27 protein-coding genes, 1 tRNA gene and 2 pseudogenes are annotated in these 25,710 nt (G+C 66.8%); 17 read left to right on the forward strand and 13 right to left on the reverse strand.

Annotated features, from left to right (window positions below; translation table 11 throughout):
• Positions 1 to 3: 3 nt before the first annotated feature.
• Positions 4 to 1,026, forward strand: coding sequence for an SDR family oxidoreductase (locus tag AC37TH_RS09375; protein ID WP_490764092.1), 1,023 nt, complete (start codon positions 4 to 6; stop codon positions 1,024 to 1,026).
• Position 1,027: 1 nt separating this feature from the next.
• Positions 1,028 to 1,384, forward strand: coding sequence for an antibiotic biosynthesis monooxygenase family protein (locus tag AC37TH_RS09380; protein ID WP_490764093.1), 357 nt, complete (start codon positions 1,028 to 1,030; stop codon positions 1,382 to 1,384).
• 24 nt (positions 1,385 to 1,408) lie between these two features.
• Here AC37TH_RS09380 and AC37TH_RS09385 read toward each other — a convergent pair whose 3' ends face one another.
• Positions 1,409 to 1,594, reverse strand: coding sequence for a hypothetical protein (locus AC37TH_RS09385; protein ID WP_490764094.1), 186 nt, complete (start codon positions 1,592 to 1,594; stop codon positions 1,409 to 1,411).
• Positions 1,595 to 1,693: 99 nt separating this feature from the next.
• On the opposite strand from AC37TH_RS09385, the gene AC37TH_RS09390 reads away from it, so the two are divergent.
• The gene (locus AC37TH_RS09390; protein ID WP_490764095.1) at positions 1,694 to 2,785 is read left to right on the forward strand and encodes a DUF5937 family protein; all 1,092 of its coding nucleotides are present in this window, start codon (positions 1,694 to 1,696) and stop codon (positions 2,783 to 2,785) included.
• A 236-nt stretch (positions 2,786 to 3,021) separates the two neighbouring features.
• Positions 3,022 to 3,426 carry a hypothetical protein gene (locus AC37TH_RS09395; RefSeq protein ID WP_490764096.1) on the forward strand — a complete coding sequence of 135 codons (405 nt, stop codon included), beginning with the start codon at positions 3,022 to 3,024 and terminating at the stop codon, positions 3,424 to 3,426.
• 28 nt (positions 3,427 to 3,454) lie between these two features.
• Here AC37TH_RS09395 and AC37TH_RS09400 read toward each other — a convergent pair whose 3' ends face one another.
• Both AC37TH_RS09400 and AC37TH_RS09405 read right to left on the reverse strand, forming a co-directional pair.
• Positions 3,455 to 3,721 (reverse strand): Txe/YoeB family addiction module toxin, encoded by a 267-nt coding sequence (locus AC37TH_RS09400; protein ID WP_490764097.1) that lies wholly within the window; start codon positions 3,719 to 3,721, stop codon positions 3,455 to 3,457.
• Positions 3,714 to 3,962, reverse strand: a complete 249-nt coding sequence (locus AC37TH_RS09405) for a type II toxin-antitoxin system Phd/YefM family antitoxin (protein WP_382459092.1) — start codon at positions 3,960 to 3,962, stop codon at positions 3,714 to 3,716. Before AC37TH_RS09405 ends, AC37TH_RS09400 begins: the two co-directional genes overlap by 8 nt.
• A gap of 112 nt (positions 3,963 to 4,074) precedes the next feature.
• On the opposite strand from AC37TH_RS09405, the gene AC37TH_RS09410 reads away from it, so the two are divergent.
• The 4 genes and pseudogenes from AC37TH_RS09410 to AC37TH_RS09425 form a co-directional block, all read left to right on the forward strand.
• Positions 4,075 to 4,392, forward strand: a complete 318-nt coding sequence (locus AC37TH_RS09410) for a hypothetical protein (protein WP_490764098.1) — start codon at positions 4,075 to 4,077, stop codon at positions 4,390 to 4,392.
• 870 nt (positions 4,393 to 5,262) lie between these two features.
• A complete protein-coding gene (locus AC37TH_RS09415) occupies positions 5,263 to 5,535 on the forward strand; it encodes a hypothetical protein (protein ID WP_490764099.1) in 273 nt (90 codons plus the stop codon).
• A gap of 534 nt (positions 5,536 to 6,069) precedes the next feature.
• Positions 6,070 to 6,405, forward strand: a pseudogene (locus AC37TH_RS09420) (tyrosine-type recombinase/integrase); the annotation flags it as partial.
• A gap of 204 nt (positions 6,406 to 6,609) precedes the next feature.
• Positions 6,610 to 6,873, forward strand: a pseudogene (locus AC37TH_RS09425) (tyrosine-type recombinase/integrase); the annotation flags it as partial.
• Between the two features lie 9 nt (positions 6,874 to 6,882).
• On the opposite strand, the gene AC37TH_RS09430 reads toward AC37TH_RS09425, so the two are convergent.
• Positions 6,883 to 6,955, reverse strand: a tRNA-Lys gene (locus AC37TH_RS09430).
• A gap of 58 nt (positions 6,956 to 7,013) precedes the next feature.
• Between AC37TH_RS09430 and AC37TH_RS09435 the strand changes: the two genes are divergently transcribed.
• The 3 genes from AC37TH_RS09435 (at position 7,014) to AC37TH_RS09445 (ending at position 9,235) form a co-directional block, all read left to right on the forward strand.
• Positions 7,014 to 7,643, forward strand: a complete 630-nt coding sequence (locus AC37TH_RS09435; protein WP_490764100.1) for a DNA-directed RNA polymerase subunit beta — start codon at positions 7,014 to 7,016, stop codon at positions 7,641 to 7,643.
• 228 nt (positions 7,644 to 7,871) lie between these two features.
• Complete coding sequence (sigK, locus tag AC37TH_RS09440; RefSeq protein WP_490764101.1) at positions 7,872 to 8,462, forward strand: ECF RNA polymerase sigma factor SigK; 591 nt, start codon at positions 7,872 to 7,874, stop codon at positions 8,460 to 8,462.
• Positions 8,462 to 9,235, forward strand: a complete 774-nt coding sequence (locus tag AC37TH_RS09445) for an anti-sigma factor (RefSeq protein WP_490764102.1) — start codon at positions 8,462 to 8,464, stop codon at positions 9,233 to 9,235. Before sigK ends, AC37TH_RS09445 begins: the two co-directional genes overlap by 1 nt.
• 107 nt (positions 9,236 to 9,342) lie before the next feature.
• On the opposite strand, the gene pstB is transcribed toward AC37TH_RS09445, so the two are convergent.
• The 6 genes from pstB to AC37TH_RS09475 form a co-directional block, all read right to left on the reverse strand.
• The gene (gene pstB, locus AC37TH_RS09450) at positions 9,343 to 10,122 is read right to left on the reverse strand and encodes a phosphate ABC transporter ATP-binding protein PstB (RefSeq protein WP_490764103.1); all 780 of its coding nucleotides are present in this window, start codon (positions 10,120 to 10,122) and stop codon (positions 9,343 to 9,345) included.
• 29 nt (positions 10,123 to 10,151) lie between these two features.
• On the reverse strand, positions 10,152 to 11,246 hold the full coding sequence (pstA, locus tag AC37TH_RS09455) for a phosphate ABC transporter permease PstA (RefSeq protein WP_490764104.1): 1,095 nt from the start codon (positions 11,244 to 11,246) through the stop codon (positions 10,152 to 10,154).
• Positions 11,246 to 12,193, reverse strand: coding sequence for a phosphate ABC transporter permease subunit PstC (gene pstC / locus AC37TH_RS09460; RefSeq protein WP_490764105.1), 948 nt, complete (start codon positions 12,191 to 12,193; stop codon positions 11,246 to 11,248). The genes pstA and pstC overlap by 1 nt, the downstream gene beginning before the upstream one ends.
• A 109-nt stretch (positions 12,194 to 12,302) precedes the next feature.
• On the reverse strand, positions 12,303 to 13,397 hold the full coding sequence (pstS, locus tag AC37TH_RS09465) for a phosphate ABC transporter substrate-binding protein PstS (protein ID WP_490764106.1): 1,095 nt from the start codon (positions 13,395 to 13,397) through the stop codon (positions 12,303 to 12,305).
• A 172-nt stretch (positions 13,398 to 13,569) separates the two neighbouring features.
• A complete protein-coding gene (locus AC37TH_RS09470) occupies positions 13,570 to 14,436 on the reverse strand; it encodes a L,D-transpeptidase (RefSeq protein ID WP_490764107.1) in 867 nt (288 codons plus the stop codon).
• Positions 14,437 to 14,582: 146 nt separating this feature from the next.
• Complete coding sequence (locus AC37TH_RS09475) at positions 14,583 to 15,365, reverse strand: hypothetical protein (protein ID WP_490764108.1); 783 nt, start codon at positions 15,363 to 15,365, stop codon at positions 14,583 to 14,585.
• Between the two features lie 220 nt (positions 15,366 to 15,585).
• Between AC37TH_RS09475 and AC37TH_RS09480 the strand changes: the two genes are divergently transcribed.
• Entirely contained in the window at positions 15,586 to 16,671 is a 1,086-nt protein-coding gene (locus AC37TH_RS09480) for a polysaccharide pyruvyl transferase family protein (RefSeq protein WP_490764109.1), read from the forward strand.
• Here the strand turns inward: AC37TH_RS09480 and galE are convergent.
• Genes galE through AC37TH_RS09495 form a run of 3 tightly spaced genes read right to left on the reverse strand, consistent with a single transcriptional unit; the run spans position 16,649 to position 20,403 of the window.
• Entirely contained in the window at positions 16,649 to 17,644 is a 996-nt protein-coding gene (galE, locus tag AC37TH_RS09485) for a UDP-glucose 4-epimerase GalE (protein ID WP_490764110.1), read from the reverse strand. The two genes, AC37TH_RS09480 and galE, sit on opposite strands and share 23 nt — an antisense overlap.
• Positions 17,641 to 19,095 carry a tyrosine-protein kinase domain-containing protein gene (locus tag AC37TH_RS09490; protein WP_490765093.1) on the reverse strand — a complete coding sequence of 485 codons (1,455 nt, stop codon included), beginning with the start codon at positions 19,093 to 19,095 and terminating at the stop codon, positions 17,641 to 17,643. Before AC37TH_RS09490 ends, galE begins: the two co-directional genes overlap by 4 nt.
• Before the next feature lie 54 nt (positions 19,096 to 19,149).
• Positions 19,150 to 20,403 carry an MATE family efflux transporter gene (locus AC37TH_RS09495; RefSeq protein WP_490764111.1) on the reverse strand — a complete coding sequence of 418 codons (1,254 nt, stop codon included), beginning with the start codon at positions 20,401 to 20,403 and terminating at the stop codon, positions 19,150 to 19,152.
• A gap of 99 nt (positions 20,404 to 20,502) precedes the next feature.
• Between AC37TH_RS09495 and AC37TH_RS09500 the strand changes: the two genes are divergently transcribed.
• The 5 genes from AC37TH_RS09500 to AC37TH_RS09520 all read left to right on the forward strand — a co-directional run bounded on the left by AC37TH_RS09500 (position 20,503) and on the right by AC37TH_RS09520 (position 25,699).
• A complete protein-coding gene (locus tag AC37TH_RS09500; protein WP_490764112.1) occupies positions 20,503 to 21,276 on the forward strand; it encodes a WecB/TagA/CpsF family glycosyltransferase in 774 nt (257 codons plus the stop codon).
• A complete protein-coding gene (locus AC37TH_RS09505; protein ID WP_490764113.1) occupies positions 21,269 to 22,420 on the forward strand; it encodes a glycosyltransferase family 4 protein in 1,152 nt (383 codons plus the stop codon). The genes AC37TH_RS09500 and AC37TH_RS09505 overlap by 8 nt, the downstream gene beginning before the upstream one ends.
• A gap of 89 nt (positions 22,421 to 22,509) precedes the next feature.
• The gene (locus AC37TH_RS09510; protein WP_490764114.1) at positions 22,510 to 23,673 is read left to right on the forward strand and encodes an O-antigen ligase family protein; all 1,164 of its coding nucleotides are present in this window, start codon (positions 22,510 to 22,512) and stop codon (positions 23,671 to 23,673) included.
• Between the two features lie 71 nt (positions 23,674 to 23,744).
• Positions 23,745 to 24,833, forward strand: coding sequence for an NAD-dependent epimerase/dehydratase family protein (locus tag AC37TH_RS09515; protein ID WP_490764115.1), 1,089 nt, complete (start codon positions 23,745 to 23,747; stop codon positions 24,831 to 24,833).
• Positions 24,830 to 25,699 (forward strand): glycosyltransferase, encoded by an 870-nt coding sequence (locus AC37TH_RS09520; protein WP_490764116.1) that lies wholly within the window; start codon positions 24,830 to 24,832, stop codon positions 25,697 to 25,699. The genes AC37TH_RS09515 and AC37TH_RS09520 overlap by 4 nt, the downstream gene beginning before the upstream one ends.
• The last annotated feature ends 11 nt before the right edge of the window (positions 25,700 to 25,710 follow it).

A 25,710-nucleotide genomic window follows, 5' to 3' on the forward strand; every position in this document is an offset into this window, starting at 1 on the left:
GATATGACTCAACGCGTTCTCGTGACGGGCGGCTCCGGTTTCATCGCAGGCCACTGCATCCATCAGTTGCTGCAGCAGGGATACGAGGTGCGCACTACCGTGCGGAGCCTGTCCCGTGAAGCCGTGGTGCGCTCGATGCTCAGCGGCACCGGTGTCGACCTCGGCGGTCTCGAAGTCGTCGCAGCGGAGCTGGGCGATGACACGGGATGGGCGGAAGCGGTTGCCGGATGCGAGCACGTGCTGCACGTCGCATCGCCGCTCAATCACGGCAAGATCACGGACGAGAACGAGCTCATCGCACCGGCGCGCGACGGAGCGCTGCGCGTCCTGCGCGCCGCGCGTGACGCCGGCGTGAAGCGCGTCGTCCTCACCTCGGCCTTCGCCACGCAGGGCTTCGGCTGGGGACGTACCGACCACGTGTTCACGGACGACGACCACAGCATCATCGGCGGCCCGGGAGTCGGAACGTATTACAAGAGCAAGATCCTCGCCGAGAAGGCAGCCTTCGACTTCATCGCGGCCGAGGGCGGCACCCTGGAGCTCACGACCATCAACCCCGTCGCGGTGTTCGGCCCCGTTCTCGGCACGCGCCCGTCGGGCGTCGTCCACCTCGTCCAGCAGGTGATCGAGGGGAAACTGCCCGGCTACCCGGACTTCTGGATGCCCATCGTCGACGTGCGGGACGTGGCAAGCGCGCACCTCCTCGCCATGACCGCGCCGGACGCTGCCGGGCAGCGATTCATCGTCTACAGCGGGATGGGCATGACGATGAAGCAGATCGGCCTGCTCCTCAAAGACCACCTCGGAGAGCGTGGCGCACGTATCCCGACCCGGTCCATCCCGAACCTCGTCGTGCGGATCGGCGCGCGGTTCAACTCGGACCTGCGCGAGATCGCACCCGACCTCGGCATCAGCAAGAAGATCGACGGGAGCAAGGCTGTGCGGGTGCTCGGCTGGAGACCGCGCAGCGCGGCGACCACGGTGACGGACACCGGCGACAGTCTGTTCGCGGCCGGACTCGTGTGAGATGAGTGCCGACGACCGGATGTTCACCTCCACCTTCATCTTCGAGCTCAAAGATCTCGACATCGAGTTCCACGCGCTCAACGACGAGATCGCCGAACGCGCGCGGCGCATTCCCGGCTTCCTCGGAGAGGAGGAGTGGCACAACGAGGCCACCGGGCTGCACGCGGAGGTGTACTACTGGGACAGCCTCGACGCCTTGCAACAACTCATGGCGATGGATACGCACCGGGTGGCGAAGGGGCTGTCCGACGCCTGGATCGGCCGGTACCGGGTCGTCATCGCTGAGGTGCAGGCCACCTACGGCGACACGGTCCCGGGCTTGGAGCACCGGCCCGGCGGGACGAAAGAGACCGCTTGAGCGGCGCGTGCCGCGAATGCCTGGTCACCCTCTGAGCCGCTGCCGTTCGGCGGCCGTGCGCGCCGCATCCATGTAGTCGAGGCGCTCGTGGAGTGCCGTTCTGCGGGCAGTGCGCGCAGCGCGGGAGGCCGCGGTCGGCGTCGTTCCAGCACGCAGCCTCTGCACGAAGGACGCCAATCGTGTCTGGATGCGGATCTCTTTGATGGTCATGCCGCCACCCTGTCCGAGGGGCGGCTCGGCGCGCGCTCCGATTGACGATCATCGTCAATCGGCATTCCCACGCCGCCGAAAGGTTGCGAGGATGACGGCATGAGCGTTTCCATCGACGTCAGCCGGGTGACCACCGAGCGCTACCGGTTCGCCCCCTCTCCGTTGGCGGAGTTGGGTTCGGCCGTTCACCTCCTGGTGGAGCCCGCGCACCATCCCGCGCAGGGCGGCTGGGTGTCGTCGGTGGCCGCCTCGATCGAGCCGGGGCTGCTGGAGCGCCTGATCGACGCCGACTTCCTCTGGCGCACCTCGCGGGCCGACATGCTGCTGCCGTCCGAGCCTGGGGCGTCGCTCACCGACGAACTGGATGCGGTGGACGCGCTCGACGACGAGACTTGGGTCTCCGCCGCCCTCCTCACCAGCAGTTGCGGCACCGTGCCTCTCTTCCGGGAGCTCGGCTCTCCGCTGGTCGACACCGCGGCGAGAGAGCTGGCCAGGGAGCGCGCGCTCGCCCGAGGCCCCCGCCAGATCGGTTTCGTCGACTACGTTCTCGGCGATCCTCCCCGGGCTCGCACGACGATCCGGCGCCTCTTGGAGGACTGCGACACCGCGTTCTTCGCCGACGCCTGGCGCCAGCTCCAGCCGCGCCTGGCCGCCGACGCCCGCCTCAAGCACGACGTGCTCGCCGTTTCCGGACTGAAGCGGATGGTCGACACGGTGTCGACGGCCGTGACCGTGGACGACGATGGCTCCCACATCGTGGTCGACAAGCTGCAGGACAACGCGACCACCGCGGACGAGCGCGGCGTCACCTTCCTGCCGAGTGTGCTCGGCCACCCGCACCTGCTGGTCGTCCACGCTCCTGGATGGCGTCCGGTGATCCAGTATCCGGTCGCCGGCGGCACTCCGACAGCGTCCTCGACCCCCGTCGACGTGATCGAGCAGCGACTCCACGCGCTCGACAACCCCGTCCGGCTCCGGCTCGCCCGGAGCCTGATCCGGGGCCCGCACACGACGGCCGACCTGGCGGAGGCGTGGGGGCTGACCGCCCCGGAGGTTTCCCGGCACCTCGCGATCCTGAAACAAGCCGGCTTCGTCACGACCACCCGCCGCGGTCGCTATGTGGTGTACGTCTTCGACGTCGTCGCCGCGGCCCGGTTGGGCAGCGACATGGTGCACGCGCTGCTGCGGTGACGAACGTCGATCACCGTCGCCTTCGCGCGAAGGGACCCCGTCTGAGGGTGCGGTGGTTCAACCGCGATTGAAAGGGTGGGCCCGGTGGGGCTCGAACCCACGACCCGCGGATTAAAAGTTCGCTCGGGTTGCCCACCAGGGGACGATCGGTCGCGAAATTCCGCGGAATTCCGCGGGTTTTGAATCACAGAAAAGAACTGTCATCACAGGAGATCTCACTCAAGTGTGGGCAAAGTGTGGGCACAAGAACCCGAATTCTCGACCTCGGTGCCGTTGGCTGGGCGCGCTTTTACGCTGCAGATTGGAGCTCGGCGCAGGTACTGCTGCAAACTAATCGGGTGAGCGCGCCCGGGTCTCCTCCTGCCAAAGTCTCTGGCCGCCGAATCGCGGTTTATGTTGCTTGGGCATTCTTGTTTCTTCCTGCCCAAGGCTTGTGGCTGATCTACGCGATCGATCACGGTGGAGCGTGGTGGGCTCTATGGGGGTGCGTGCTGGCTGCGCTGATTGCCTCAGCCGTCGACGTCTCGATTCGTGAGCGTCGTCATGGCCAAGATGCGAGTTGGCCACTATTTCTCAACTCACTGCTGATCGTGGAAGTAGCCTCGATCCTCGGCTACGCCCTCTACAAGCTCATCGTCTGAACAACCCGCAAAATGGGCCGGCGTTGGTTCAGTAGTGGTATCGCGCCTGCAGAACGATTACGTAGGCATCGTCCACCAAGTACACGAGCCGATTCGCTTCGTCTATGCGCCGCGACCACGCGCCGGCCAGCGCGTGCTTCAATGGCTCCGGCTTGCCGACGCCTTCGAACGGGTCGTCGCGCAGGATGTCTTCGATCAGGAGGTTGATCCGCTTGAGTGTTCGCCGGTCCTGGCCCTGCCAGTAGAGGTAGTCCTCCCAGCCGCCGGCGGTCCAGGCGAGCTTGCGGTCACTCACTGGTCAGATCGTGCTCGGTGATGTTTCCCGACCGGGCGCTCTCGATGGCGTCGATGAGGCGTCGTGCGTTCTTGGGCGAGCGCAGGAGGTAGGTGGTCTCCAACAACGAGTCGTACTCGTCCTTCGACATCAGCACGGCCGAACCGCGCTTGGACGTGATCTCGACTTCGGTCTGGTCGAGGTTGACGCGTTCGATGAGGCCGAACAGGTCGCTGCGAGCCTCGCTTGCTGTGATGGCCATGATTTCCTCCAAGTGGTACAAGATATCGTACCACTGATAGTCATTGACTGCTTTTGGATCCAATTGACGGTTTCCGATGGGTGCGGGGCAGAGCAGTAGTAGCGTTCACATCGTGAGCGACCCGCATAAGTGGGACCGGTGGGACCGGACTGTGGCGCGTCCGCTGACGAGGCGTCGCATCGCCACCCTGATCGCGATACGGGCCTTTGCGATCGCCCTCTTGACAGCGGCGTTCGCCGGCCTCCTGATCGCAGCGATCTCCGCGGGGAGCCAAAGCGCCTGGACGCTCTTCGGCGTGTTCGGTGTGTTCTGGGTGTTCGTAGTGGCGACATATACGTGGGTGGCGTTGCTGATCATCCGAGCGCGGCGACGGCGGCGCCAGGAGGCATTCAATCAAAAGAGTGCCGAACCTCGGAATCGAACTCAGTAGCCCTGAGCTCCCGGAGTTGGCGGTTCGTCCGATCAACTAGCGTGAGACCCGTTTGGTTAGGGCTTGTCGGCTACGTCCAGTCCGGGCTGCAAGCGAGTTCCAGCTCTCGCCAACTTCGCGGAGCGATGCGATCAACTGGTCGCGTTCGAGACGTGCTGCGTCTTGCTCGCTTCGGAGCCGGACGAGCGTCCGCGAGACTTCGTGCAATCGCTTGAGCGCGTCGACGCGCGTGCCCCCGCTAGCCTGCTGCTCCAACATCGCGTCGGCGGCGTACCGCTGTGCGGCCTCCCGATCGAGATCTTCAGCGTGCCGAGCAGCGGCGGCATCGTGCGCTTGGCGCGGCCGTGCGTAAGACGCTTCGCGCCGGCTCGCCTTGCTCGAATTGCCCCGATTTGCCATGCAACCTGGTTTACACGCGACCCCTGTCATTCACTGGGCTGCCGAAGAAATCCACTTCGAGTGCCTGCGTGCATTGCCTCTCCCTTTCCTTCTGCCTACCTCTCGTTCGATCGCTTGGTCTCTCTTGTCTGGTTCCTTGACCTGGTCGTCTGCTCTCGTCTCCCCTTATCGTCTCCGTACTTCGATCGTGATTCGCTCGTCTGTCTCGACCCGAGGTTGCATCGCCGGCCTAGCGCCTCGACGATGAACATCGCCGATCGTGAGTGATCGATGCAGTTGGAATCGATCCGTTCTCGCAAACAAGCACACCGACGTGAGTCGGTGCGAGCTCGCGACATTGGACTGGCGGAGCACTGCCACAGGTTGCCGACGCGTCCAGCCCAACCGCGCACGCTACTGCAGCTAAGCTCACGCCCAGGCACGTTCGAACGAGTCGGCGATAGTTCGCAGCAGAGAGATGTGAGGCACAACATGGATGCGATACCGCCGTCAACGATCGTTCCAAATCTGGTGGTCGGTCCGATTCTGATTGTCGCGGGCATCTTGATAACGGTGTTTCGGGTCAAAGTGCGCAACTGGAGTGTCCGCGGTCAGAGCGCGATCATCGGACAGAAGCGCTCCGAGGCGGCCGCCAAGCTGCAAACGCCATTCTGGATCGGTGTGGTCGGGGTGATGGCTGTTTTTATGGGAGTGGTGGCGTTGATCGGGGCGATCGTCGGCCTGATGCAGGTTCTTTCGAGTTGACCGCCTTCTGGCTAGTCGCGCTTGTGATCGGCTTCGTATGGATGGTCGCAGGTGTCGCAGCGATCGCTTTCAGACGAAGGATTGGTCGGCTGGCTGCGCACCGTGCGGGAGAGTCGAACGACACGACGTGGGTACTGCTCGTCTCCATAGGGAGTTGGGTGCTGCTAGGGCTCGGGACAACTGCCGTCATATTGGCGTTGGGTCACGCGTAACTCGTCCGAGCAGGTCGGCTGAACGTCGATGTCGCTCCGCCCCGCTCGAGGCATTCTCGCGCGCTGAGCGACCGCGTCAAGGGTTGCAGCTCCGCTGCATCGCGGAGCGACGCGCAGCGCCCTTGACCCGGTCTCTCAACGCGCCATTCTCAGCCGTCGGGGCGGACGAAAAACTGTGGGACTCCTGGCAAGGATGCGGTTTGCGCGCCAAATCGAGGAGGAGACCACAACGTGCAAGTGAGGGGCTGTTTTCGAGGGGCCCTCTTCCGCTGCCCAGCCAGTGTCGGCGCGCGGTTGGATACTCAGGAATGGGGTGAGGTCGATGGGGAGCATAAGCGCGTACGACACGGCCGCAGGGCGGCGCTACCGGGTCCGATACCGGACTCCGGGCCACCAGCAGACCGACAAGCGGGGATTCAGAACGAAGTACGAGGCCCAGCTCTACCTGGCCTCGCTTGAGCTGGCGAAGGCTCGCGGCGACTATGTGCCCGCTGCTCGTGCCGGCATCGATTTCGAGGCGTGGAGCGAGAAGTGGATCGACTCGCTCGTGCAGGTCAAGCCGAGCACGCTTCAGGGGTACGTCTCCATCACCCGAGGGCGTCTTCTGCCGCGCTGGGGTTCGACGCCGTTGAACGCGATCACGCACTCAGACCTTCAGTCCTGGATCTCGGACGAGAACAGCAGAGTTGGCGCCCGGACCGTTCGCTCATATCACCGGGTGTTCTCGATGATCCTGAAGTACGCGGTCCGAGATGGACGGCTGGGCCGCAATCCGGCCGACGGTATCCGACTGCCACGAATCCGGCCGAAGAAGCATCCCTACCTGACTCACGAGCTGACCGAGAGGCACCCGGATCTCCTTAGGCCGACGGTCCACGATCTGCGGCACACAGCGGCGAGCCTGGCGATCTCCGCCGGCGCGAACGTCAAAGCGGTACAGCGCATGCTCGGTCACGCCTCCGCGGCGATGACTCTCGATGTCTACGCCGACCTCTTCGACGATGACCTGGATGCCGTTGGGGACGCATTGAGCCGCGTTGGAGCACCAGAAGTTGTGGGCAAACCGTGGGCAAACCCCGACATCACAGCGTCTGATTCACCCGGTGATCGCCTGAGATCTCAATGAACATAAGGGTGGGCCCGGTGGGGCTCGAACCCACGACCCGCGGATTAAAAGTCCGATGCTCTGCCAACTGAGCTACAGGCCCTACGTGTCTAATCTATCGTGGTTTCACGAGTGCTCGTGCCGGGCGCAGAATGGTGTGCATGAACGACCGTTTCCACAAGCCGACCACGTTTCCCAGTGGGATGTTCGAAGCGTTCATGGGCGGTGAGGATCCTGCGCAGATCACCAGGGTCGCGCACGAGACGGCGAACGCCCTGCTCGCGCGGGTGCGTTCCGACCCCGATCCTGAGGTGGTCGACCGGCTGGTCGCGTTCACCGACGCCCACGGGATCGACGCCGTCGCCGAGTTGTGGTCGCGGTCGAGTGCCAAGAGCCTGCCGGGTGCGCTGTGGCGGATCTACCTGCTCCGGTTGCTGATCCGTCAGGATGCTGCGGGCACCGCACTGCTGTATCAGCGCGGCACAGAGGTCGTCCCGACCATCGACCCTGTCGTCGCCGGTGCGCCATCGCCGACCGGGCCGGCCGAGGTCACCGAGCTGGCCGACCAGATCCTCCGTGGCGTGTTCGAGGGGGACTTCGCCGTCGCGCTGGATCGCGCCGCCGCGTTCTGCCGGGTGACGGCGGCCGGGTGCGTGTCCGTCGCCGACGACCAGGAGACGACGGCGCCGGAGCGGGCGAGTGAACTGACCACGCGCGCACTCCGCTTCTCCCGCACGGCGGAGGAACTGACGTCGTGCGCGCGGCTCTGGCGGAGCGACTCGCTCGAATAGTCGCGGTGCGCGAGCGTGTCAACCGGCCGCGCGCATCCCGCGTTCTCGGCCCGCGAACGCCACGCCGCGCGGTCGGCCCTCCGGCTCAGGTAAACTTTTTCAGCCGGGCCGCAGTAACCCCGGGCTCCAAAATTAGCCGCTCCGAGCGGCCTCGCGCCGAGAGGCGTTCTGCGGCCCGGTTTTTTGCTCCCCGCGGAGCGTTCGGGCCCGATCGGCCGTCGACCTGCGATGCTTGCATGGCACGGAGAGACAGGAGACGACGTGGACGACGAGGCGCCCGTCTCCTTCGACGACCTCCTCACCCGCACCGCCGCCGGTGACCAGGGCGCTTTCTCCGTCCTCTACGACCACGTCGCATCCCGTGTTCTCGGCCTGGTGCGGCGAGTGCTCGTCGATCCTTCCCAGTCGGAGGAGGTCACCCAGGAAGTCTTCCTGGAGGTGTGGCAATCCGCTGCGCGTTTCGATCCGAATAAGGGTCGAGCGTTGACGTGGATCATGACCATGGCCCACCGACGCGCCATCGACCGGGTTCGCGCAGCTCAGGCGTCGCGGGACAGGGATTTGGCCGTCGGGATACGCGACATGCCGACCGCCTTCGACGAGGTGTCGGAGACCGTGGAGGTGCGTGTGGAGCACGAGAGGGTGGAGGTGGCGATGGCCGCGCTGTCCGACGCTCAGCGTGAAGCGGTCACGTTGGCCTACTACGGCGGCCTCAGCCAGAGCGAGGTCGCTGCGGAGCTCGGGATCCCGCTCGGCACAGCGAAAACACGGCTCCGCGATGCGATGATACGGCTACGAAACGAACTGGGGGTGACCTGATGATCGACGAACCACGTCGCTCGTCGTCGCGCCTCGGCTACGAGTTGGGCGCAGAGACGCCGGACGAGGCCCGTCAGTTCGAGGACGTCGCCGCCGAGCTCGGCCTCGCCGCTCCCGCCGTCACGCCGCCGCCGACCCTGAAGGCCGATCTGTTCGCCAAGCTCGCGTCGACCCCTCAGCTGCCCCCGCTGGCTGCCGTGGATGCCCCGGCCGGCCCCGCAGCACCGGATGCGCCTCCCGCGCTCGACCCCGCACTCAACCCCGCCGTCGCACCGCGCCTCACACCGGGGGAGACCAAGGCCAAGACCCGCTGGTTCACCCGCCCGATGACCATCGCGGCAGCCGCAGTCGCCGCCATCGTCTTGTTCGTCGGCGGAACATTCCTCGGCAGCTCGCTCGCCGGCAACAACTCGTTCCAGCAGCAGCAGGCGTCCGCGCTTGCCCAGATCAACGCCGCACCGGATGCGCAGCGCGCCAGCGCGAACGTCACCGGCGGAGGGACCGCCACGCTCGTCTGGTCAGGCGACCTCGGCAAGTCGGCCATCGTCGCGAACGATCTTCCGGCGCTCCCGAGCGACAAGACCTACGAGCTCTGGTACATCAGGGGCGGCCAGGCCACTCCCGCCGGCACCATGACCGCGGCCGACTCCGGGTCCACCTGGCGCGTCCTCACCGGGACCATGAAGGCGGGGGACACCGTCGGCGTCACCGTCGAGCCGCGCGGCGGCTCCGACCAGCCGACCACCACCCCGATCGTCGCCATCAGCTCCTGAGCCCGATCGGCCACAACGCAATCGACTCCGAACTCATTCACGCGACGCGCCGCGAGGCACCGTGAATGAGGTCGGAGTCGATTGCGTACAGTGACCCGCCGGGGGGATCAGCCGAAGCGGCCGGAGACGTAGTCTTCCGTGGCCTGAACGCTCGGGTTCGAGAAGATCATGTTCGTGTCGTTGTACTCGATGAGCTTGCCCGGCTTGCCGGTGCCCGCGATGTTGAAGAACGCGGTGCGGTCGGAGACGCGCGACGCCTGCTGCATGTTGTGCGTGACGATCACGATCGTGTAGTCGTTCTTCAGCTCTTCGATCAGGTCCTCGATGGCGAGGGTGGAGATCGGGTCGAGCGCCGAACACGGCTCGTCCATCAGAAGCACGTCGGGGGAGACGGCGATCGCGCGCGCGATGCAGAGACGCTGCTGCTGGCCGCCTGACAGGCCGGAGCCGGGGAGGTTGAGGCGGTCCTTGACCTCGTTCCAGAGGTTGGCGCCGCGCAGCGAGCTCTCGACGAGCTCGTCGGCCTCCGGCTTCGCCATGCGGCGGTTGTTGAGCTTCACTCCGGCGAGCACGTTCTCCCGGATGGACATCGTCGGAAACGGGTTCGGCCGCTGGAACACCATGCCGACCTGACGGCGCACGAGCACCGGGTCGACGCCTGGGCCGTAGAGGTTGTTGCCGTCGATGGACACTTCACCCTTGACGTACGCGCCGGGGATCACCTCGTGCATCCGGTTGAGGGTGCGGAGGAAGGTCGACTTGCCGCAGCCGGACGGGCCGATGAACGCGGTGACGGTGCGGGGCTCGATGGTGAGGGAGACGCCCTCGACGGCCTGGAAGCTGCCGTAGTAGACGTTGAGGTCGTTGACTTCGATGCGCTTGGACACGTGGTTTCCTTGGGTTCGGGTGGACGCGTTCAGCGGCCGTACTTGGGGGCGAAGGCTTTGGCGATGATGCGCCCGACGAGGTTCAGGAGCATCACGATGATGATGAGGGCGAGCGCGCCCGTCCAAGCCCTGTCGATGGAGGCCTGCGCGTGCAGCCCGGCCGCCTGGGTGTACTGCGTGTACACGAACACCGGGAGGGTCATCATCCTGTCGGAGAAGGGGTCGTAGTTCATGCTCGTGGTGAAGCCGGCCACGATGAGCAGCGGCGCCGTCTCGCCGATCACGCGGGCGATGGCGAGCATGATTCCGGTGGAGAGCCCGGCGAGCGAGGTCGGGAGGACGATCTTGAGCACGGTCAGCCACTTCGGGACTCCGAGCGCATAGGACGCCTCGCGCAGCTCGTTCGGGACGAGCCGCAGGATCTCCTCGCTCGACCGCACGACGACCGGGATCATCAGCACCGACAGCGCGACGGAGCCCATGAAGCCGTTGCGGATGCCCGGCCCGAAGAACAGGGCGAAGAGCGCGTACGCGAACAGGCCGGCGACGATCGACGGGATGCCCGTCATCACGTCGACGAAGAAGGTGATGCCGCGTGCGAGCATCCCGCGACCGTATTCGACCAGGTAGACGGAGGTCAGCAAGCCGATCGGCACCGAGATGACCGCCGCGATCAGCGTCACGATCAGGGTGCCGACGATCGCGTGCAGCGCGCCGCCGCCCGCGCCGATGACGTTGCGCATCGACTCGGAGAAGAACTGGATGTCGAAGCGGGCCAGGCCGGAGCTGATCACGGTCCACATCAGCGAGACGAGGGGAAGCAACGCGATGATGAACGCCGTCGCGACGAGCGAGGTGATCAGGCGGTCCGTCGCTTTGCGTGCCCCCTCGACGAGCAGCGAGGTCGTATAGATCACGACATCGAACAGGATCGTGCCGAAGAAGATCGCGCCGACGGCGTTGAAGTCTTTGGTGGCGCCACTCGCGGCGAGGATCGCGAAGACCGCGATGAAGACGATCCAGGAGCCGCCGAGCATCATCCACGCTGAACCGCGCGGCAGCTTGCCGGCGGTCAGCGAGTTGGTCATCGGCCTGGTCGGCGCGGCCGTGGTGGTGGCGGTCATCAGTTCGCTCCCGAGAAGGCCTTGCGGCGGCTGACGATGTAGCGGGCGAGCATGTTGATCAGGAGCGTGACGACGAACAGCACCAGACCGGATGCGATCAGCGCGTTGGTCGAGAGTCCCGTCGCCTCAGGGAACTGCAGGGCGATGTTGGCCGCGATCGTGTTCGGGCTCTGCGCCTGCAGCACCGCGAACTTCACGATCAGGGCCGGCGAGAGCACCATCGCAATGGCAAGAGTCTCACCGAGCGCACGGCCGAGGCCGAGCATGATCGCCGAGATGATGCCGGAGCGGGCGAATGGCAGCACGGCCATCTTCACCATCTCCCAGCGGGTCGCGCCGAGCGCGAGCGCCGCCTCCTCGTGGAGGCGCGGGGTCTGGAGGAAGATCTCGCGGCAGATGGCGGTCATGATCGGGATGACCATGACGGCGAGGACGATCGCGGCGGTGAGGATCGTGCGGCCTGTGCCGGAGATGGGCGGTGCGAAGAGCGGGAACCAGCCGAGGTACTCGCCGAGCCAGGCGTAGAACGGCTGGACGAACGGTGCGAGGGTCGCGATGCCCCAGAGTCCGAAGACGACGGAGGGGACCGCTGCGAGCAGGTCGATGATGTAGCCGAGCGTCTGTGCGACCCGGCGGGGCGCGTAGTGCGAGATGAAGAGCGCGATGCCGATGGAGAGCGGTGTCGCGATGAGGAGCGCGATGACCGCTGCCCAGATCGTTCCGAAGACGAGCGGCCACACCCACGACCAGAAGTTGGTGGCGTTGTTCGGCAGGTCACCGGCGCCCGCGAACAGGGCGGGGATGCTCTGGATGACCAGGAAGAGGGCGACGGCGGCGAGCACCGCGAGGATGAGCGAGCCTGCGACGATCGTGCTCGTGGAGAACACGCGATCGCCGAGGCGGATCTTCGCCTTCGGTTTGATCGCGCCTACGGTTCCGGCGGTCATTCCTGCCATTCTTTCGTCACGGCCCAGCTTCTCATCTGGCTCTCACTTTCGGGTGGTGAGGATGCGCCACTCGGCCCGGGCGCGAAGCCCAGGCCGAGTGGCATTGTCATTACTTGATGCTTGCGACAGCCTTGCTCACCTTGGAGGAGAGGTCGGTCGACAGCGGGGCGGAGCCGGCCTGCTCTGCAGCGGCCTTCTGCGCGTCGCCGCTGATGATGTAGTCGACGTAGCCCTTGACGAGGTCGGCCTTGGCCGAGTCCTTGTACTCCTGGCAGGCGATCACGTAGGAGACGAGAACCAGCGGCCATGCGCCCTTGGTGGTGTCCTTGCGGTTGATCTGGATGGCCAGGTCGTTGGTCTCGCGGCCCGAGGCGATCGGGGAGGCGGCGACCACGGCGGCTGCACCGTCTGCGCTGATCTTCTCGAAGTTGTCGCCAACCTTGAGCTGCGCGATGCTGAGGCCGGCCGAACCGGACTCGTCGATGTACGTGATCGAGTTCTTCGCGTTCTTGGTGGCGTCAGCAACACCGGAGGTGCCCTTCGCTGCGTCGCCGACCTGGAACGGGAAGGTCTGCGCTGCCGGCTTGGTCCACACGTCGGGAGCGTTCGCCGCGAGGTAGTCGGTGAAGTTCTGCGTGGTGCCAGAGTCGTCCGAGCGGTGCACGACGGTGATCGGTGCGGACGGGAGGGTGGCGCCCGAGTTCAGCGCCTTGATCTTGGCGTCGTCCCAGGTGGTGATCGCGCCGGAGAAGATGCCCGCGATGGTCGCGGCGTCGAGCTTCAGGTCCTTGAGGCCGTCGACGTTGTATGCGATGGCGATCGGGGAGATGTAGACGGGGAGGTCGATGCCCTTGGAGCCCGCTGCACAGCCGGCGAAGGTGCTGGCGAGCTCGGTGTCCTTGAGGGCGGCGTCCGAGCCTGCGAAGTCGGCTGCGCCGGAGATGAAGCTGGTGCGGCCGGCGCCGGAACCCTGCGGGTCGTAGTTGACGGTGACCTTGGGGTTGGCGGTCTGGAAGCCTGCGGCCCAGACGGTCTGGGCTGCGCCCTGAGCGGACGAGCCGATGCCGTTGAGGGTGCCGGAGAGGTTCGACGGCTTTGCCGTCGTCGTCGCCGGGGTGCTGCCCTCGTTCGACGCGCAGGCGGTCAGTGAGATGGCGACGGCGGCCAGGATGGCCAGAGGAGCGCCAACACGCTTGAGTTTCACAGTTGTCCCTTCCGGGGAATCAGTAACAACAGGACGGGGCCGGTGCGACCCGCCTGCGACGCTAATGCCGGTGTCTGTCCAGAGTCCCCCGCGACGGTAAACGGGAGGTTAACGAGCGGTGTGCTCTTGGGGACGCCGGCCGGAGCGGCGCTGTGCAGAAGGCGTGTGCTCGTCAGTCGTCGATCTGGATGGGCGTGCCGAGGGGGAGCGCGTCAACCGCTTCGACGGCTGCGGTGCTGAGGCGGATGCAGCCGTGCGAGATCGCCCCGGCCGCCGCGTCCTGATAGTGCATCCCGATCAAGCCGCCGTCCGAACCATCGAAGGGCTCATCGGCGCCGGTCGCGTGCAGCGATGTCAACTGGATGCGGTGGGTGTCCTGCCCTTGGGCAGGGTCGAGGTAGCGCGCTTGCAGGAATCCGGTGACGCCGGTGGGCGTCGGGGTGTCTTCCGTGCCCACGCCGACAGGGAACGTGTCGATGACCGTCCCGTCCGCTTTCGTGACCGTCAGGGTCTGCGCCGACACGGACACGACGATCCGCTTCGAAAGTGCAGAGCGGGCATGGAGCAGGTGGGAGGGCATCCATGCCGCGGTCTGCGCAGGCGCCTGGATGCCGTTCGCCGCTTCCGAGGGGAGAAGCTGACGGCTCGGCGTCAGGACAAGACTCCAGTCGCCGCGCGTAGCGACGGGCACGATGACACTCGGTGTGCCGAGGAAGTTCTTCGCGGGGATGCGCGCCACCGGTGTCGCGAGGTCGTCGCCGTAGAGGGGGGCGTCGAACCCGATCGTGTGCGCGGCATCGACCTGTGGCTGCTCCGGCGCTGCGATGAGGCCGGGGATGACGGCGTCGTAGACGGCTGCGGGGAGCGCCGCGATCTCTCTGCTCGTCAGGGCGGGAGGGAGCGCTGGTCCCGCGGCCGCGGACGCGCTCTGCGTCGGCGTCGGAGTGCGCGCTGCCTCCGGGGTGGAGGCGCAGCCGGAGAGCCCGGTGACGACGACGGCGAGCAGGAGCGCGGTGGTGATGGACGGTGAGCGGTTCACGACGGATTCCTTGTGCGATCAGGATGGCGAATGGATGCGGGGGGAGGCGGCGCGACAGGCGGGACGGGGGGTGTGAACGAAAACGGGCGAGGGTGAGCTCGGATTCCGAGCTCACCCTCGCCCTTCTTCGGACGGAGTCCGGCTGCTTAGCCGCTGACGACCGGCAGCTTGCCCGGGTTCAACGCCGGAGCGTCGGTCGGAGGAACGGAGATCTCGACGACGGGCGGGGTTTCGATACCGCCACCAGTGGTGTCGCCCGTCACGGTCACGCTCGCGGTCTCGACGTGCCCGCCTGCGCCCGTGAGTGTGATGACCATCGTGCCGGCTTTGACGCCGGTCATGCGGATCGTGCCGGACACCGTGCCGCTGCGGTCAGCCGTGCCGCTTTCGGTGAACGGGACGTCCTCGCCGCCGATGTTTGCGCTGACCGCGACGGCCTCGCCGGGGACGTATCCACTGGCGACGATCCCGAGGCCGACCGTGCGGTCGGCGAGGTCGGCGGTGGAGATGGTGCTGGCAGCGAGCTGGATTCCCGCCGTGCGGAGCACGGTGAGGACGACGGAGTCCGCGATGAGGTCTTCGCTCTCGCCGGCGCTGACGATGAGGTCTTCGCCGTCTTCTGGAAGCACGAGCGCGACGTCTGGCGTGATGGTCCGCGTGAACGTCCCGTCGGCGGAAGCCGTGAAGGTGTCCGTCGCGACGGTCTCGCCGCTGGTGTATGCGACCACGATCGCAGCCGGCGCGTCAGGCGTGAAGCCTGCGCCGGTGATTTCGAGCCCGGTTCCCCAGTCGCCTTCGGTGAAGACACTGTTGGCGACAGTGATCTCCGGTCCGGCTGCGTTGGCCGGAGCCGCGGCAAGGAGGCCCGCCGCAATGACGGTGGCGGCCATGGCGACGGCGCCGAGGCGGCCGCGTGTAGTTGAAAGCATGTTTCCCCATTCTGTCGTGCTGGTCGATGTCGACCGCGACAAACATACCTGGTTCAGATTCTAGATATCAAATAGAACGCTATTGAATGTTCGTTTTGGACACAGGAGATGGACGCTAGAATAGAGATTTAAAATCTGAAAGGTTGCGTATGACCCTGTTGCGCTTCAAACTCTCGACCCTGGCCCGGATGCGCTCCTCGACGTCGGTGACGGTGTCATGGTGAGCGAAAACGTCGACCGGTCAGCACGCCGTGCACTGATCTATCTCGGCTGGCAGGGCTTCGACAACTTCGGCGACGACCTCCTCTACGAGACCTGGCGTTCGGCGCTCGGGGACCGTTTCGCCGCGTGCGCCCCGCTCGGCAGGGACTATCTGCGCCGTGCACCGCAGGTCGTCGGCACCCGGATCCGCACGGCACGAGCGGAGCGGCTGGTCTTGCTCGGCGGTGGAACGACCGTCGGCTTCGCCAACTGGGGGAGGCACGCGAGCCGCGCGCTCACGGCGTTCGGTGCTGAGTCCTTGATCGTCGCGGGGGCGGGCATCGCCGCAGCGACGGATGAACGGGCTCTCTCTACCCAGGATCAGGACTGGAGCGTGTGGTCATCACTGAGAAGCGTCGCGTATTTCGGCGTGCGCGGTCCGATCAGCTCGGCGGAGACCGCCGCCCGTTGGCGTGAGGCGCCCATGATCGGCGACCCGGCTCTGCTTTATCCGAGGGTGCGACCGGTTGCGCCGGACACGGGGCCATCCGCCGTCGGTGTCTCGATCGGCGCCGGCGGAAGGAGTTCGTTCGATCTGGTCGCCGTCGCTGTGGCCGTCGACGCGAGCAGAGCGCGCCTGGGCGTGGATCGGGTGCTGATCTTCCAGCTCGCCGAGGAAGACGAACCCGTCTGCGCACAACTGCGATCGCTTCTCGTCTCGCCGTGCGACGTGGTGGTGTACCGCGGCGACGTTCACGCAACGATGCGCGCGATGGCGGCTACCCGGTTGTTCTTCTCCGAGCGATTGCACGGTGTCGTTGCTGCCGTCGCGCTCGGAGTGCCGACGGTGCCGCTCGCATACGCGTCGAAGTCGGTCGACTTCTGGCGCAGCGTCACCGACCGGCCGCTCGTCGCCCCGTCGGCCGACGCCGCCGCGCTGGAAGCCGCCGCCGACGCGGCGCTCGACCCTACTGAACAGTCGGCTGTCGCCGCCAGAGTGTCCGCCCTGTGCGCGGAGCTCGGACGTGTCGCCGAGCTGATCAGTGGCTGGCAGGACGGCACCGTCGGCACCGCCGAGCTGATCACCGCGGCGAACGCGCGCTGACCGGACGTTCGCCGCCTGCTGGCGGTTCCGGCCAGGCAGAGCGGACGATGTCGTCCAGACCGAACCGTGCCGCCCAGCCGAGCTGATCGCCCGCCAGGGAGGCATCGGCGACGATGGCGGCAGGGTCGCCTGCCCGGGCAGCGGCGAACTCTGGGACCACGGGCAGGTCGGCCACACGTCGCACCGCGTCGATCACGTCGAGCACCGAGGCGCCGGCTCCCGTGCCGATGTTGATCGTGGCGACGCCCAAGCGGCCGCTGCCGAGCGCATCCAGTGCACGAAGATGAGCTTCGGCCAGATCGAGCACGTGCACATAGTCGCGGACGCAGGTGCCATCGGCCGTGGCGTGGCTCGCCCCGAACACCACGGGATGCTCGCCGTTGCGAACCCGGTCGATGACGATCGGGATGAGGTTCTTCGCAACGGTGTCGCGCAGATCCGGCCAGCCAGCGCCCGCGACGTTGAAGTAGCGCAGGCTGACGGGGCGAAGGCCCCATGCTCGCTGCGCCGCCGCGAGCATCCACTCGCCGATGAGCTTCGTCTCTCCGTACGGATTCGCCGGTGCGCATGGTGTGTGCTCGTCGACCACCTCCTCCGGGGCGTCGCCGTAGACGGCCGCCGAGGAGGAGAAGACGACGTCGCGAACGTCCGTCGCCCGCAGGGCACCGAGCAGGTTGCCGAGGCCGGCGAGGTTGACGCGGTAGTACCGCTCCGGGTCGTGCATCGACTCGCCGACGTCTTTGAGCGCAGCGAGGTGGATGGCGCGGGTGACGCCGGTGCGTCGCACGATGCCGATCACGCGCTCCGTTGCGTCCGGCGCGGCGAGGTCGAGGACTTCGAGGTCCGCGTGGGTTCGGGAGGGGACGCCGGACGACAGGTCGTCCACGACGACGACCCGGTCGCCGCGTTCCTGGAGGAGGCGGCACACGTGCGAGCCGATGTATCCGGCTCCTCCCGTGACGAGGACGGTCATCGGCTGGTCCGATCTCGTCTGCTCCGCGAGCGGCGTGGGCCGTCGGGTGGCGGGCTCGTCTCGACGCGGTCGTCGTCGCCGGCCGCGGCGTCGCCGACATAGAGGTATTCGCCGTACGCCGCGGAGTCGGGACCGGTTATGGGCAGCATGGTGCCGATGACGCCGAGGACGTTGGCCTTCACACCATCGAGCATGCGGAGCGCCGAGACGACGTTGGCCTTCGTCGTCTGTCCGACTCCGATGACCAGGAGGACGCCGGATGCGATCGAGCTGAGCACAGCCGCGTCGGCGACGGGCAAGAGGGGAGGGGCGTCGATGATGACGTAGTCGTTGTCGCTGCTGAGCTGGTCGAGCGTTGCGCGCATCGCGTCGGACCCGAGTAGCTCGCTCGGATTCGGTGGAATTCGTCCGGCGGCCAGGACGAAGAGCTGCGACTCCCCCCATGGCTGAATCACGTCGTCGAGTTCTGCGCGTCCGATCAGGAGGTCGGTCAAGCCGGCGCCTCCCTCGATGCCCAGGTACTCGGCGATGCGCGGTCGCCGCAGGTCCCCGTCGACGAGAGCGACCCGTGCCCCGGTGTCTGCGATGGCGATCGCGAGATTGGTGGCGACGTTGCTCTTGCCCTCGCCGGGTCCGGCGCTGGTGATGACGAAGGTGCGTTTGCCCGCCCCGACTTTGACGAACTGGAAGCTCGTGCGGAGCCGGCGGTAGCCTTCCGCTCGCACGCTGTGCGGTGCGGCGTGCATGATGACGGGCTGTTTCTTGGCGTCTGCGTCGAAGGCGATCCCCCCGAGGAACGGCTTGCGGGTGATCGTCTCGAGATCCTGGATCGTCCGCACTCTGGTGTCGAGAAGAGTGCGAGCGACCCCGATGGCGACTCCGAGGCTGAGACCGACGAGCATTCCGACTCCGAGCAGCACCGGGATGTTCGGGGAGCTTGGGCGACCGGGCGGCGACGCGGGCTGGATCGTCCTGACGTTCACGAGGGACGTTCCGGAGTCGCTCGGTTTCTCCAGCTGCTCCGTGACGACCGTGGCGAAGCTAGCTCCGACGGCGTTTGCGATGGACGCGGCCTGTGCAGGAGACGTGTCTGTGACGGCGATGTCGAGGAGCACCGTCCCGGCCGGCGACGACGCGCTCACCTGGGATGCGAGCTCGCCGATCGATTTCGAGAGGCCGAGTTCTGAGATGACGGGTTCGAGGACGATGGCGCTTCCGACCACATCGGCGTAGGTGGTGACGACCTGTCTGGCGAAGGTCGTCCCCTGATTGAGATCGATGCTCGCAGCTCCCTCGCCCGCCCGGACGGAGATGAAGAGGCGCGTCGAAGCTGTGAACTTCGGTGTGGCTGTAGCGGCCAGAATTCCGCCGCCGATGATGCCAAGCAGTGTGGCGGCGACGATGATCGGCCAGTTCTTGCGGAGGAGTCGGATGTAGTCGGCGAGTTGCATCACATGATTTCGGGTAGAGAGATCAAAAGAAAATTGACCATATCACATTGATATTCATATTACGGGAGCAGCGAAAGTCCGGGCGACGGGAGCCCAGCGAAGCAGGGTGTGTGTGGCGGGGATTGCCAGCAGCGGTATGGAGCTGACCAGGAGAGCCGTGGACAGCTCTGCGCCGAGCGCAATCGTCCACACGCATAAGAGCGAGAGCGAGGCCGCGAGCGTTGCGAACCGGATCGCGGTGAGTTCTGAGTTCGGGCGTCGATAGCGCATGAACGAGGAGAAGATCGACGACGCCCACAGAGACGACACGAGGACGCTGCCGCCGAACGCGTACGGGGCGGCTGCCTCGATGATCGGCAGGTCGATCGCGAGAAGCAGCGCGAGCGCCGTGACGGACACCAGGAGTCCATAGAGCGCGCCTGAGGTCAGCCCTGCTGCGACGAACGTGAGGGGTTGCCTGAGTGTTGCCCGCCTGGTGTCGACCCCGTCCGGTGCCCTGCTCGATTTCGCCGACTGGCGGAGCTGGCGGATCGCCAGGGGGGAAATGCTGTTCTGGATGGCTTGCAATGGGCCGACGAGGAGCGTGAGGCAGGTGCGGAACGCCCCGGCCTCTGAAAGAGAGGATGTGGCCCCTGTGGTGATCACGAACGCTCCGAGGATGGAAGCCAGGAGGGCGCCGTCCAGCGCGAGAAACGGCATGTCCTTCCTGTACTCGGACGTGAAGGTGCGAACCGTCCAGCTGTCGGAGGGGCGACGGCCGATCGACAGGATCGCGGCTCCACCGGCGTACGCTCCGATCATTGCGACGGGGAGTACCACGCCAGGGTCCGCGCCCGGGAGGAAGCTCGCGGCCGATCCGAGGGTGAGCAGCAGCATCAGGGTCGCGTCGGCCGTCACGATCCGGGGGAATGCACCAGAGGCCAGCTCGACGGACCGGGCCGTGTCGTAGAGGGAGTACGACACGATCGATGCGCCGAGAAGGGCCCCGGCCTCCGGGGCGCCCACGAGTATCCCCGCGATGACGAGGCCGCCGAACGCCGGGACTGCGGCGAGCGATCCGAGGATGGATCCAGCGCGCTTGGCACTTCTCGCCTGCGATTCGTCTCCGGAGAGAAACACGAGGATCGGCAGCGAGCTGAAACCGCGCACGAACGCCATCGCAATGAAGAACACCGAGAGCAGCTGCGCGAACCTCCCCCAGTCATCCGGGCTCAGGGTGGCGCTGCCCGCGATCGTCACGCTCACCTGCGCGAGCGTGAACAGGATCTGAGCCACCAGGGGAAGGGCGGCCGCGCGCAATCGGATCACGAGGCAGATCTTAGCGTATCGATGCTTTGTGGTTGAGTAATTATATTTATGCGCATATTATGGCAGCTTGTCTTGAGACTTTGAACCCGAGGAACTCCGATGCCCTTTGAAACACTGCCGCGCACGACGATCGCCGGCCTGCCCATCTGCGTCGCGACCAGGCGACAGGCGGGTGATTTCATCGCGCGCGCCGCTCAGGCCGGGGACGCGGGTGACGTCCACCTCGTCAACTCGTACGTGGTGGCTCTCGCCCATCAGGATCCGGAGTACCACCGGTTGCTGTCGTCGGGTGCCGCGATCTTCCCCGACGGCAAGCCGCTGACCTGGCTGTCGAAGATCCTGCCGGGCAAGAACCTGTCGCAGGTGCGCGGGCCGTCCCTGTTCCCCGAGATGATGGACACTGGGCGTGCGACCGGCGTTCGCCACTATCTGCTCGGCAACACCGAAGAGGTGCTGGCCACGCTCACCGCGGAACTCGAACGCCGCTACCCCGGTGTGCAGATCGTGGGCAGCCACAAGTCGTACTTCCGCCCGCTCACCCCCGACGAGTTGGCGGCCCAGGACGCCGACATCGTCGCCACGGCACCGGACATCGTCTGGATCGGTCTCGGCACGCCCCTGCAGAACGCCGAGATGCGCAGGATCACGCGGGATCTCGGCAAAATGACGATCGGCGTCGGCATCGCCTTCGACTTCATCGCTGGCACGAAGCCCGTCGCGCCGCACATCATGAGCGTGCTGGGCCTCGAATGGCTATTCCGGCTCGCCTCCGAGCCGCGCAGGCTGTGGAAGCGGTACCTGATCGGCAACGCCGTGTTCTGCTGGGCAGCGCTCGGGTCGCGTCGCTACCGCGGAACCCAGACGAGTGCGTGACCCGTCCGGGGACGACGCACGACGCGGCGGCCTGCGGATCGCCGTCATCAGTCAGAAGTCGCCTCCCGTGCACGGCGCCACCTTGATGACCGAGCGACTGCTGATCTCGCTCGCCGACGCGGGATACCCGGTTCGGCTCATCGACAGGCGGTTCAGCCGTTCCGTCGACGAGATCGGGGCGCCGTCTGCCCGAAAGTTCTTCGCCGTTCTCGGGCTCATCGCCCGCACCCTCCGCACCGCGCTGGGCTGGCGGCCCAGCGCAACGATCTTCTTCGCGACGACCAGGCCGGGATCGTTCGTCGTGGACTGGGCGCTCTCCGAAGTGCTCCGTCTCTCGCGCGGTCGAGTGATCCTCTACCTGCACTCGGTCGGATTCTCGGGTTTCGAAGCGCGCGGCGGAGTGTGGCGCTGGATGGTGAAGCGCGTGTTCTCGTCGCGGCGGGTGGAGGTGGTCTGTCTCGGAGCCTCCCTCACGGAGGACATCCCTGCGCGCATTCCTCGCGACCGAATCGTCATCATTCCGAACACCCCCGCCGATCTTCCCGCCGACCTCGCTGCCGACCCCGTTGCCGTTTCGTCGTCGCCCGTGGATCCCCGCGTGCTCTACCTGTCCAACTTCATCGAGGGGAAAGGCGCCGACGTCTTCGCGCGCGTCGTGGGGCTGCTGCGCCGCGTGCATCCATCGGCGACGTTCGCCATGGCGGGGAACCCCGGCGATCCCGCGATGGCAGCGCGCGTGTCGGCGGAGCTTGAGGCGGCGGACGCGGAGTCGGTGGTGGACCTTCTCGGTCCGGTCTCCGGCGCGGGAAAGTGGCACGCGGTCGGGTCGGCGACCTGTCTCGCATTCACCTCGCAGTTGTGGGAGGCGCAGCCGTTGACGATCATCGAGGCGTTCGCTTGCGGCGTCCCCGTCGTGGCTTTCCGCGCCGGTGGGATACCCGACCTGATCGTCGACGGAGTGAACGGCTTCCTGGTCGACGCCGGGGACATCGCCGGTTTCGCCGAGCGGGTGGGCCTGCTGTGCTCGGATCCTGTCGTGAGGCGGCGGATGGCGGAGGCCGCACGGCTGTCGTTCCGTGAGCGGTACTCCGCTCGGGCGTTCGCGGGGGCGTGGGATGCTCTGCTCATTCAGGGGGCACCCTGAGCACTCGCGAGAATGACAAGGACGATCACGGGGCCACCTGGTCTCCCGCGATCGCCGAGCGACGACAGTTCCGGCGCGATCCACGGCGCGTGGGGGAGTCCGTCCCAGCGATCGTCGTCGTCGCCGCCGGCTTCCTGCTCCTGATGGACACCGCGAGCACGATCCGCTTCGGTTCGTTCAGCCTGGGCGCCGTCGTCACGATCGTCGTGGCCGGGTCTCTCCTCGCGCTGTCGCCGCTCGTGCTTCGCGCGGACGCGTCCCAGCGCCTCCCCCTGGGACTGACGGTCTTCTTCGGGTACACGGTGCTCCGCGTTGCGATGGCGCCGTCGATCGACGGCGTTCAGAACCTCGCCGTCCTCCTCATGTTCGGGCTCGGCGTCGCCTTCGCCGCGCGGAACGCGACCGTGGAGCGGGCGGGCATCGGGGTGAAGGTGCTCGCGAGCTCGGGTATAGCGATCAGCCTGATCGCGCTCTTCCAGGCGACGACGGGGGTCGTCGTCTTCGGCATGCGCTCCTTCGCACTCGCGGCGCTCATCGCGCTCGCCGCCGCCATCGCCGTGCCGTCCGGGCGGTTCGTGTCCCGTTTCGCACCGCTGGTGATCGTTGTCGCCGTCGTGGCGAGTCTCTCCCGCACGGCGTCGATCATCGCGGTCCTCCTCCTCGCCGGGCTGGTGGTGCGACGGCCGCGGGGGCGCAGGATCGTTCTCGCGCTCGGCGCCATCGCGGTCGCCACCATCGGCGTCTGGACACTGATCACGTCATACGCCCCGTTGCGCGATCGCTTCCTCGGCGGCGACAACGCGGCGGAGATCGGCGGCCTGTCGATCAACACTTCCGGCAGGTCGGCGCTCTGGGACGCCCTGTTCAACAGTGCCGTGACAAGTCCGGTCTTCGGCCAGGGTCCCGGGAGTGCCGCCGCCCTCGTCCAGGCGCGGTTCTTCCCGATCCTGCTGCCGCACAACGAGTACCTCCGGCTGTTTCACGATCTCGGGATCGTCGGTATCGCGCTGTTCGCAGCGGGATGCATCGCACTGATCGTGCGGATCGCCGTCCGCGCAGCCCGAACGGACCATCCGATCCACTGGGCGGCACTCTTCGGAGTGATCGCCGTCCTGGCCGCTGCATCGACCGACAACGTTTTCCTCTATCCCTTCGTCATGGTTCCACTGGCGGCACTGGTCGGGCTCTCCCTCGGCCTCCCCGCAACGGAGCATGAGCGATTCGCAATGAAGAGTAAGGAATTTCACACCTAAGGCGTTTATGGTGTGTGTTGAGATGTGACGTTTCGTCCATCGAAACCTGCTCCCATCCCGAAGGAATCACTATGAACGCGCCTCGTACCGTGCTCGTCACCGGCGGCGCCGGCTTCATCGGCATCGCCATCGCCCGTCGTTTCGCCAGCACCGCCGATCGCTGGGTGGTGCTCGACTCGCTCCACCCGCAGGTTCATGCCGGTGGCGAGCGGCCGGCCGAGCTCGTCGCCGAGGCAGAGCTCGTCGTCGGCGATGTCACCGACGCGGGCGTGTGGGACGACCTTCTCGCCGGAGGCACGCCGGACGTCGTCATCCACCTCGCTGCTGAGACGGGCACGGCACAGTCTCTCGACGAGGCGACCAGGCACGCGGAGGCGAACGTGGTCGGCACAACCAGGATGCTCGATGCGTTCACGCGCCACGGGATCATCCCGTCGCACATCGTGTTGAGCAGCAGCAGGGCCGTCTACGGCGAGGGAAGCTGGCGCAGCACCGACGGCGGAGACGACACCTATCCCGGCCAGCGCACGCACGCGCAGCTCGCGGCGGGGGAGTGGGACTTCGCCGGCGCGCGGGCTGTCCCGTCCTCGGCGGCGGCGACCGTCCCGCATCCCACCAGCGTCTACGGTGCGACGAAGCTCGCGCAGGAGAACGTCCTCGCCGCCTGGTGCGGGTCGCGCGACACGAGACTCACCGTGCTCCGGCTGCAGAACGTCTACGGACCAGGGCAGTCGCTCATCAACTCGTACACCGGCATCGTGTCGCTGTTCTCGCAGCTGGCGAGAGGCGGCCGGAGCATCCCCGTTTACGAGGACGGCCTGATCACGCGCGACTTCGTCTTCATCGACGATGTCGCGGCGGCGTTCGAGGCCGCGGTCCAGGCCGAGCGTCAGCCCGGCGTCCGCACCCTCGACATCGGCACGGGTCGTTGCACGACCATCCTGCAGCTCGCCACGGCGATCGCTGCCTACCACCGGGCACCGGACCCGCACATCTGCGGTGCGTACCGCGACGGCGACGTGCGCTTCGCCGGATGCAGGGTCGACGAGACCAGGCGCACCATCGGATGGTCACCGTCGTACTCGCTGACGGAGGGCATCGCCGAACTGCAGACCTGGATCGACGGAGAGCTCGGTGCGCCGATTGCGGTTACGGCATGACGCGGCCACGATTCTCCATCATCACCGCCGCATACAACGCGGAGGCGACGATTCTGGCCTCCGTCTCCTCGAACCTCGGTCAACGGTTCGACGACGGGTTCGAGGTGATCGTCGTCGACGACGGCTCGACCGACCGCACGGCGGAGCTGCTGGCCGGAATCGTGGATGCGCGGCTGACGGTCGTGACTCTCGACGCCAACCGGGGGCGAGCCGCCGCGCGCAACGCGGCGATCGCGCTGGCGCGCGGTGAGTACCTCGTCCCGTGCGACGCTGACGACCGGTCGCGGCCTGGCAGGCTGATCGCTCACGCCGGCTCCATCCGTGCCGACCCGGATGCGGCGGCGCACTTCGGGAACATCTGGGCGGTCGCGCCCTCCGGAGACGCACGGCACTGGCCGGTCATGCCGGCAACGCCGAACGACGTCGACCACGCGTTCGGCCGTGGCCGGATGGGTGTCGCCCACGGAGCGAGCGCCTTCCGCGCCGAGTGGTTCGCGGGCGTCGGCGGGTACGACGAGACGATCGCTATCGCGGAGGATTTCGACCTCTTCGCCCGCGGATGGACGACCGGTGCGTTCCGGCCGCACCCCGAGTTCGTCCTGGACTGCGCCGTCCGGAGCCGCTTCCCTCGCTGGACGTACTGGTGGGACAACGAACGTCATCGCCGCGCCATCGTCGCCCGCGCCGTCGTCGCCCGCGCCAGCCGTGGGCAGGTGTCCGCATCGCTCGGCGGGCCGCTGGCCGCCAGGCCCCTTGCTGCCGACCCCATCGCCCCCTACCTCGCGACGACCTCCACCGGTCTGCGCAAAACGCTCGAGCTGGGCCGCTACGGCGCCCATCTCGCCAACGATCTGGTCCGCGGCTGAGTCGCGGCCCC

The sequence above is a fragment of the Leifsonia sp. McL0627 genome, from assembly GCF_058244615.1.

Bases quoted from the DNA above. Each gene is read 5' to 3' on its own strand.
- AC37TH_RS09375 (WP_490764092.1), top strand. From the start codon at position 4: ATGACTCAACGCGTTCTCGTGACGGGCGGCTCCGGTTTCATCGCAGGC.
- AC37TH_RS09380 (WP_490764093.1), top strand. From the start codon at position 1,028: ATGAGTGCCGACGACCGGATGTTCACCTCCACCTTCATCTTCGAGCTC.
- AC37TH_RS09385 (WP_490764094.1), bottom strand. From the start codon at position 1,594: ATGACCATCAAAGAGATCCGCATCCAGACACGATTGGCGTCCTTCGTG.
- AC37TH_RS09390 (WP_490764095.1), top strand. From the start codon at position 1,694: ATGAGCGTTTCCATCGACGTCAGCCGGGTGACCACCGAGCGCTACCGG.
- AC37TH_RS09405 (WP_382459092.1), bottom strand. From the start codon at position 3,962: ATGGCCATCACAGCAAGCGAGGCTCGCAGCGACCTGTTCGGCCTCATC.
- AC37TH_RS09415 (WP_490764099.1), top strand. From the start codon at position 5,263: ATGGATGCGATACCGCCGTCAACGATCGTTCCAAATCTGGTGGTCGGT.
- AC37TH_RS09435 (WP_490764100.1), top strand. From the start codon at position 7,014: ATGAACGACCGTTTCCACAAGCCGACCACGTTTCCCAGTGGGATGTTC.
- sigK (WP_490764101.1), top strand. From the start codon at position 7,872: ATGCTTGCATGGCACGGAGAGACAGGAGACGACGTGGACGACGAGGCG.
- AC37TH_RS09445 (WP_490764102.1), top strand. From the start codon at position 8,462: ATGATCGACGAACCACGTCGCTCGTCGTCGCGCCTCGGCTACGAGTTG.
- pstA (WP_490764104.1), bottom strand. From the start codon at position 11,246: ATGACCGCCACCACCACGGCCGCGCCGACCAGGCCGATGACCAACTCG.
- pstC (WP_490764105.1), bottom strand. From the start codon at position 12,193: ATGACCGCCGGAACCGTAGGCGCGATCAAACCGAAGGCGAAGATCCGC.
- AC37TH_RS09475 (WP_490764108.1), bottom strand. From the start codon at position 15,365: ATGCTTTCAACTACACGCGGCCGCCTCGGCGCCGTCGCCATGGCCGCC.
- galE (WP_490764110.1), bottom strand. From the start codon at position 17,644: ATGACCGTCCTCGTCACGGGAGGAGCCGGATACATCGGCTCGCACGTG.
- AC37TH_RS09490 (WP_490765093.1), bottom strand. From the start codon at position 19,095: ATGCAACTCGCCGACTACATCCGACTCCTCCGCAAGAACTGGCCGATC.
- AC37TH_RS09500 (WP_490764112.1), top strand. From the start codon at position 20,503: ATGCCCTTTGAAACACTGCCGCGCACGACGATCGCCGGCCTGCCCATC.
- AC37TH_RS09515 (WP_490764115.1), top strand. From the start codon at position 23,745: ATGAACGCGCCTCGTACCGTGCTCGTCACCGGCGGCGCCGGCTTCATC.
- AC37TH_RS09520 (WP_490764116.1), top strand. From the start codon at position 24,830: ATGACGCGGCCACGATTCTCCATCATCACCGCCGCATACAACGCGGAG.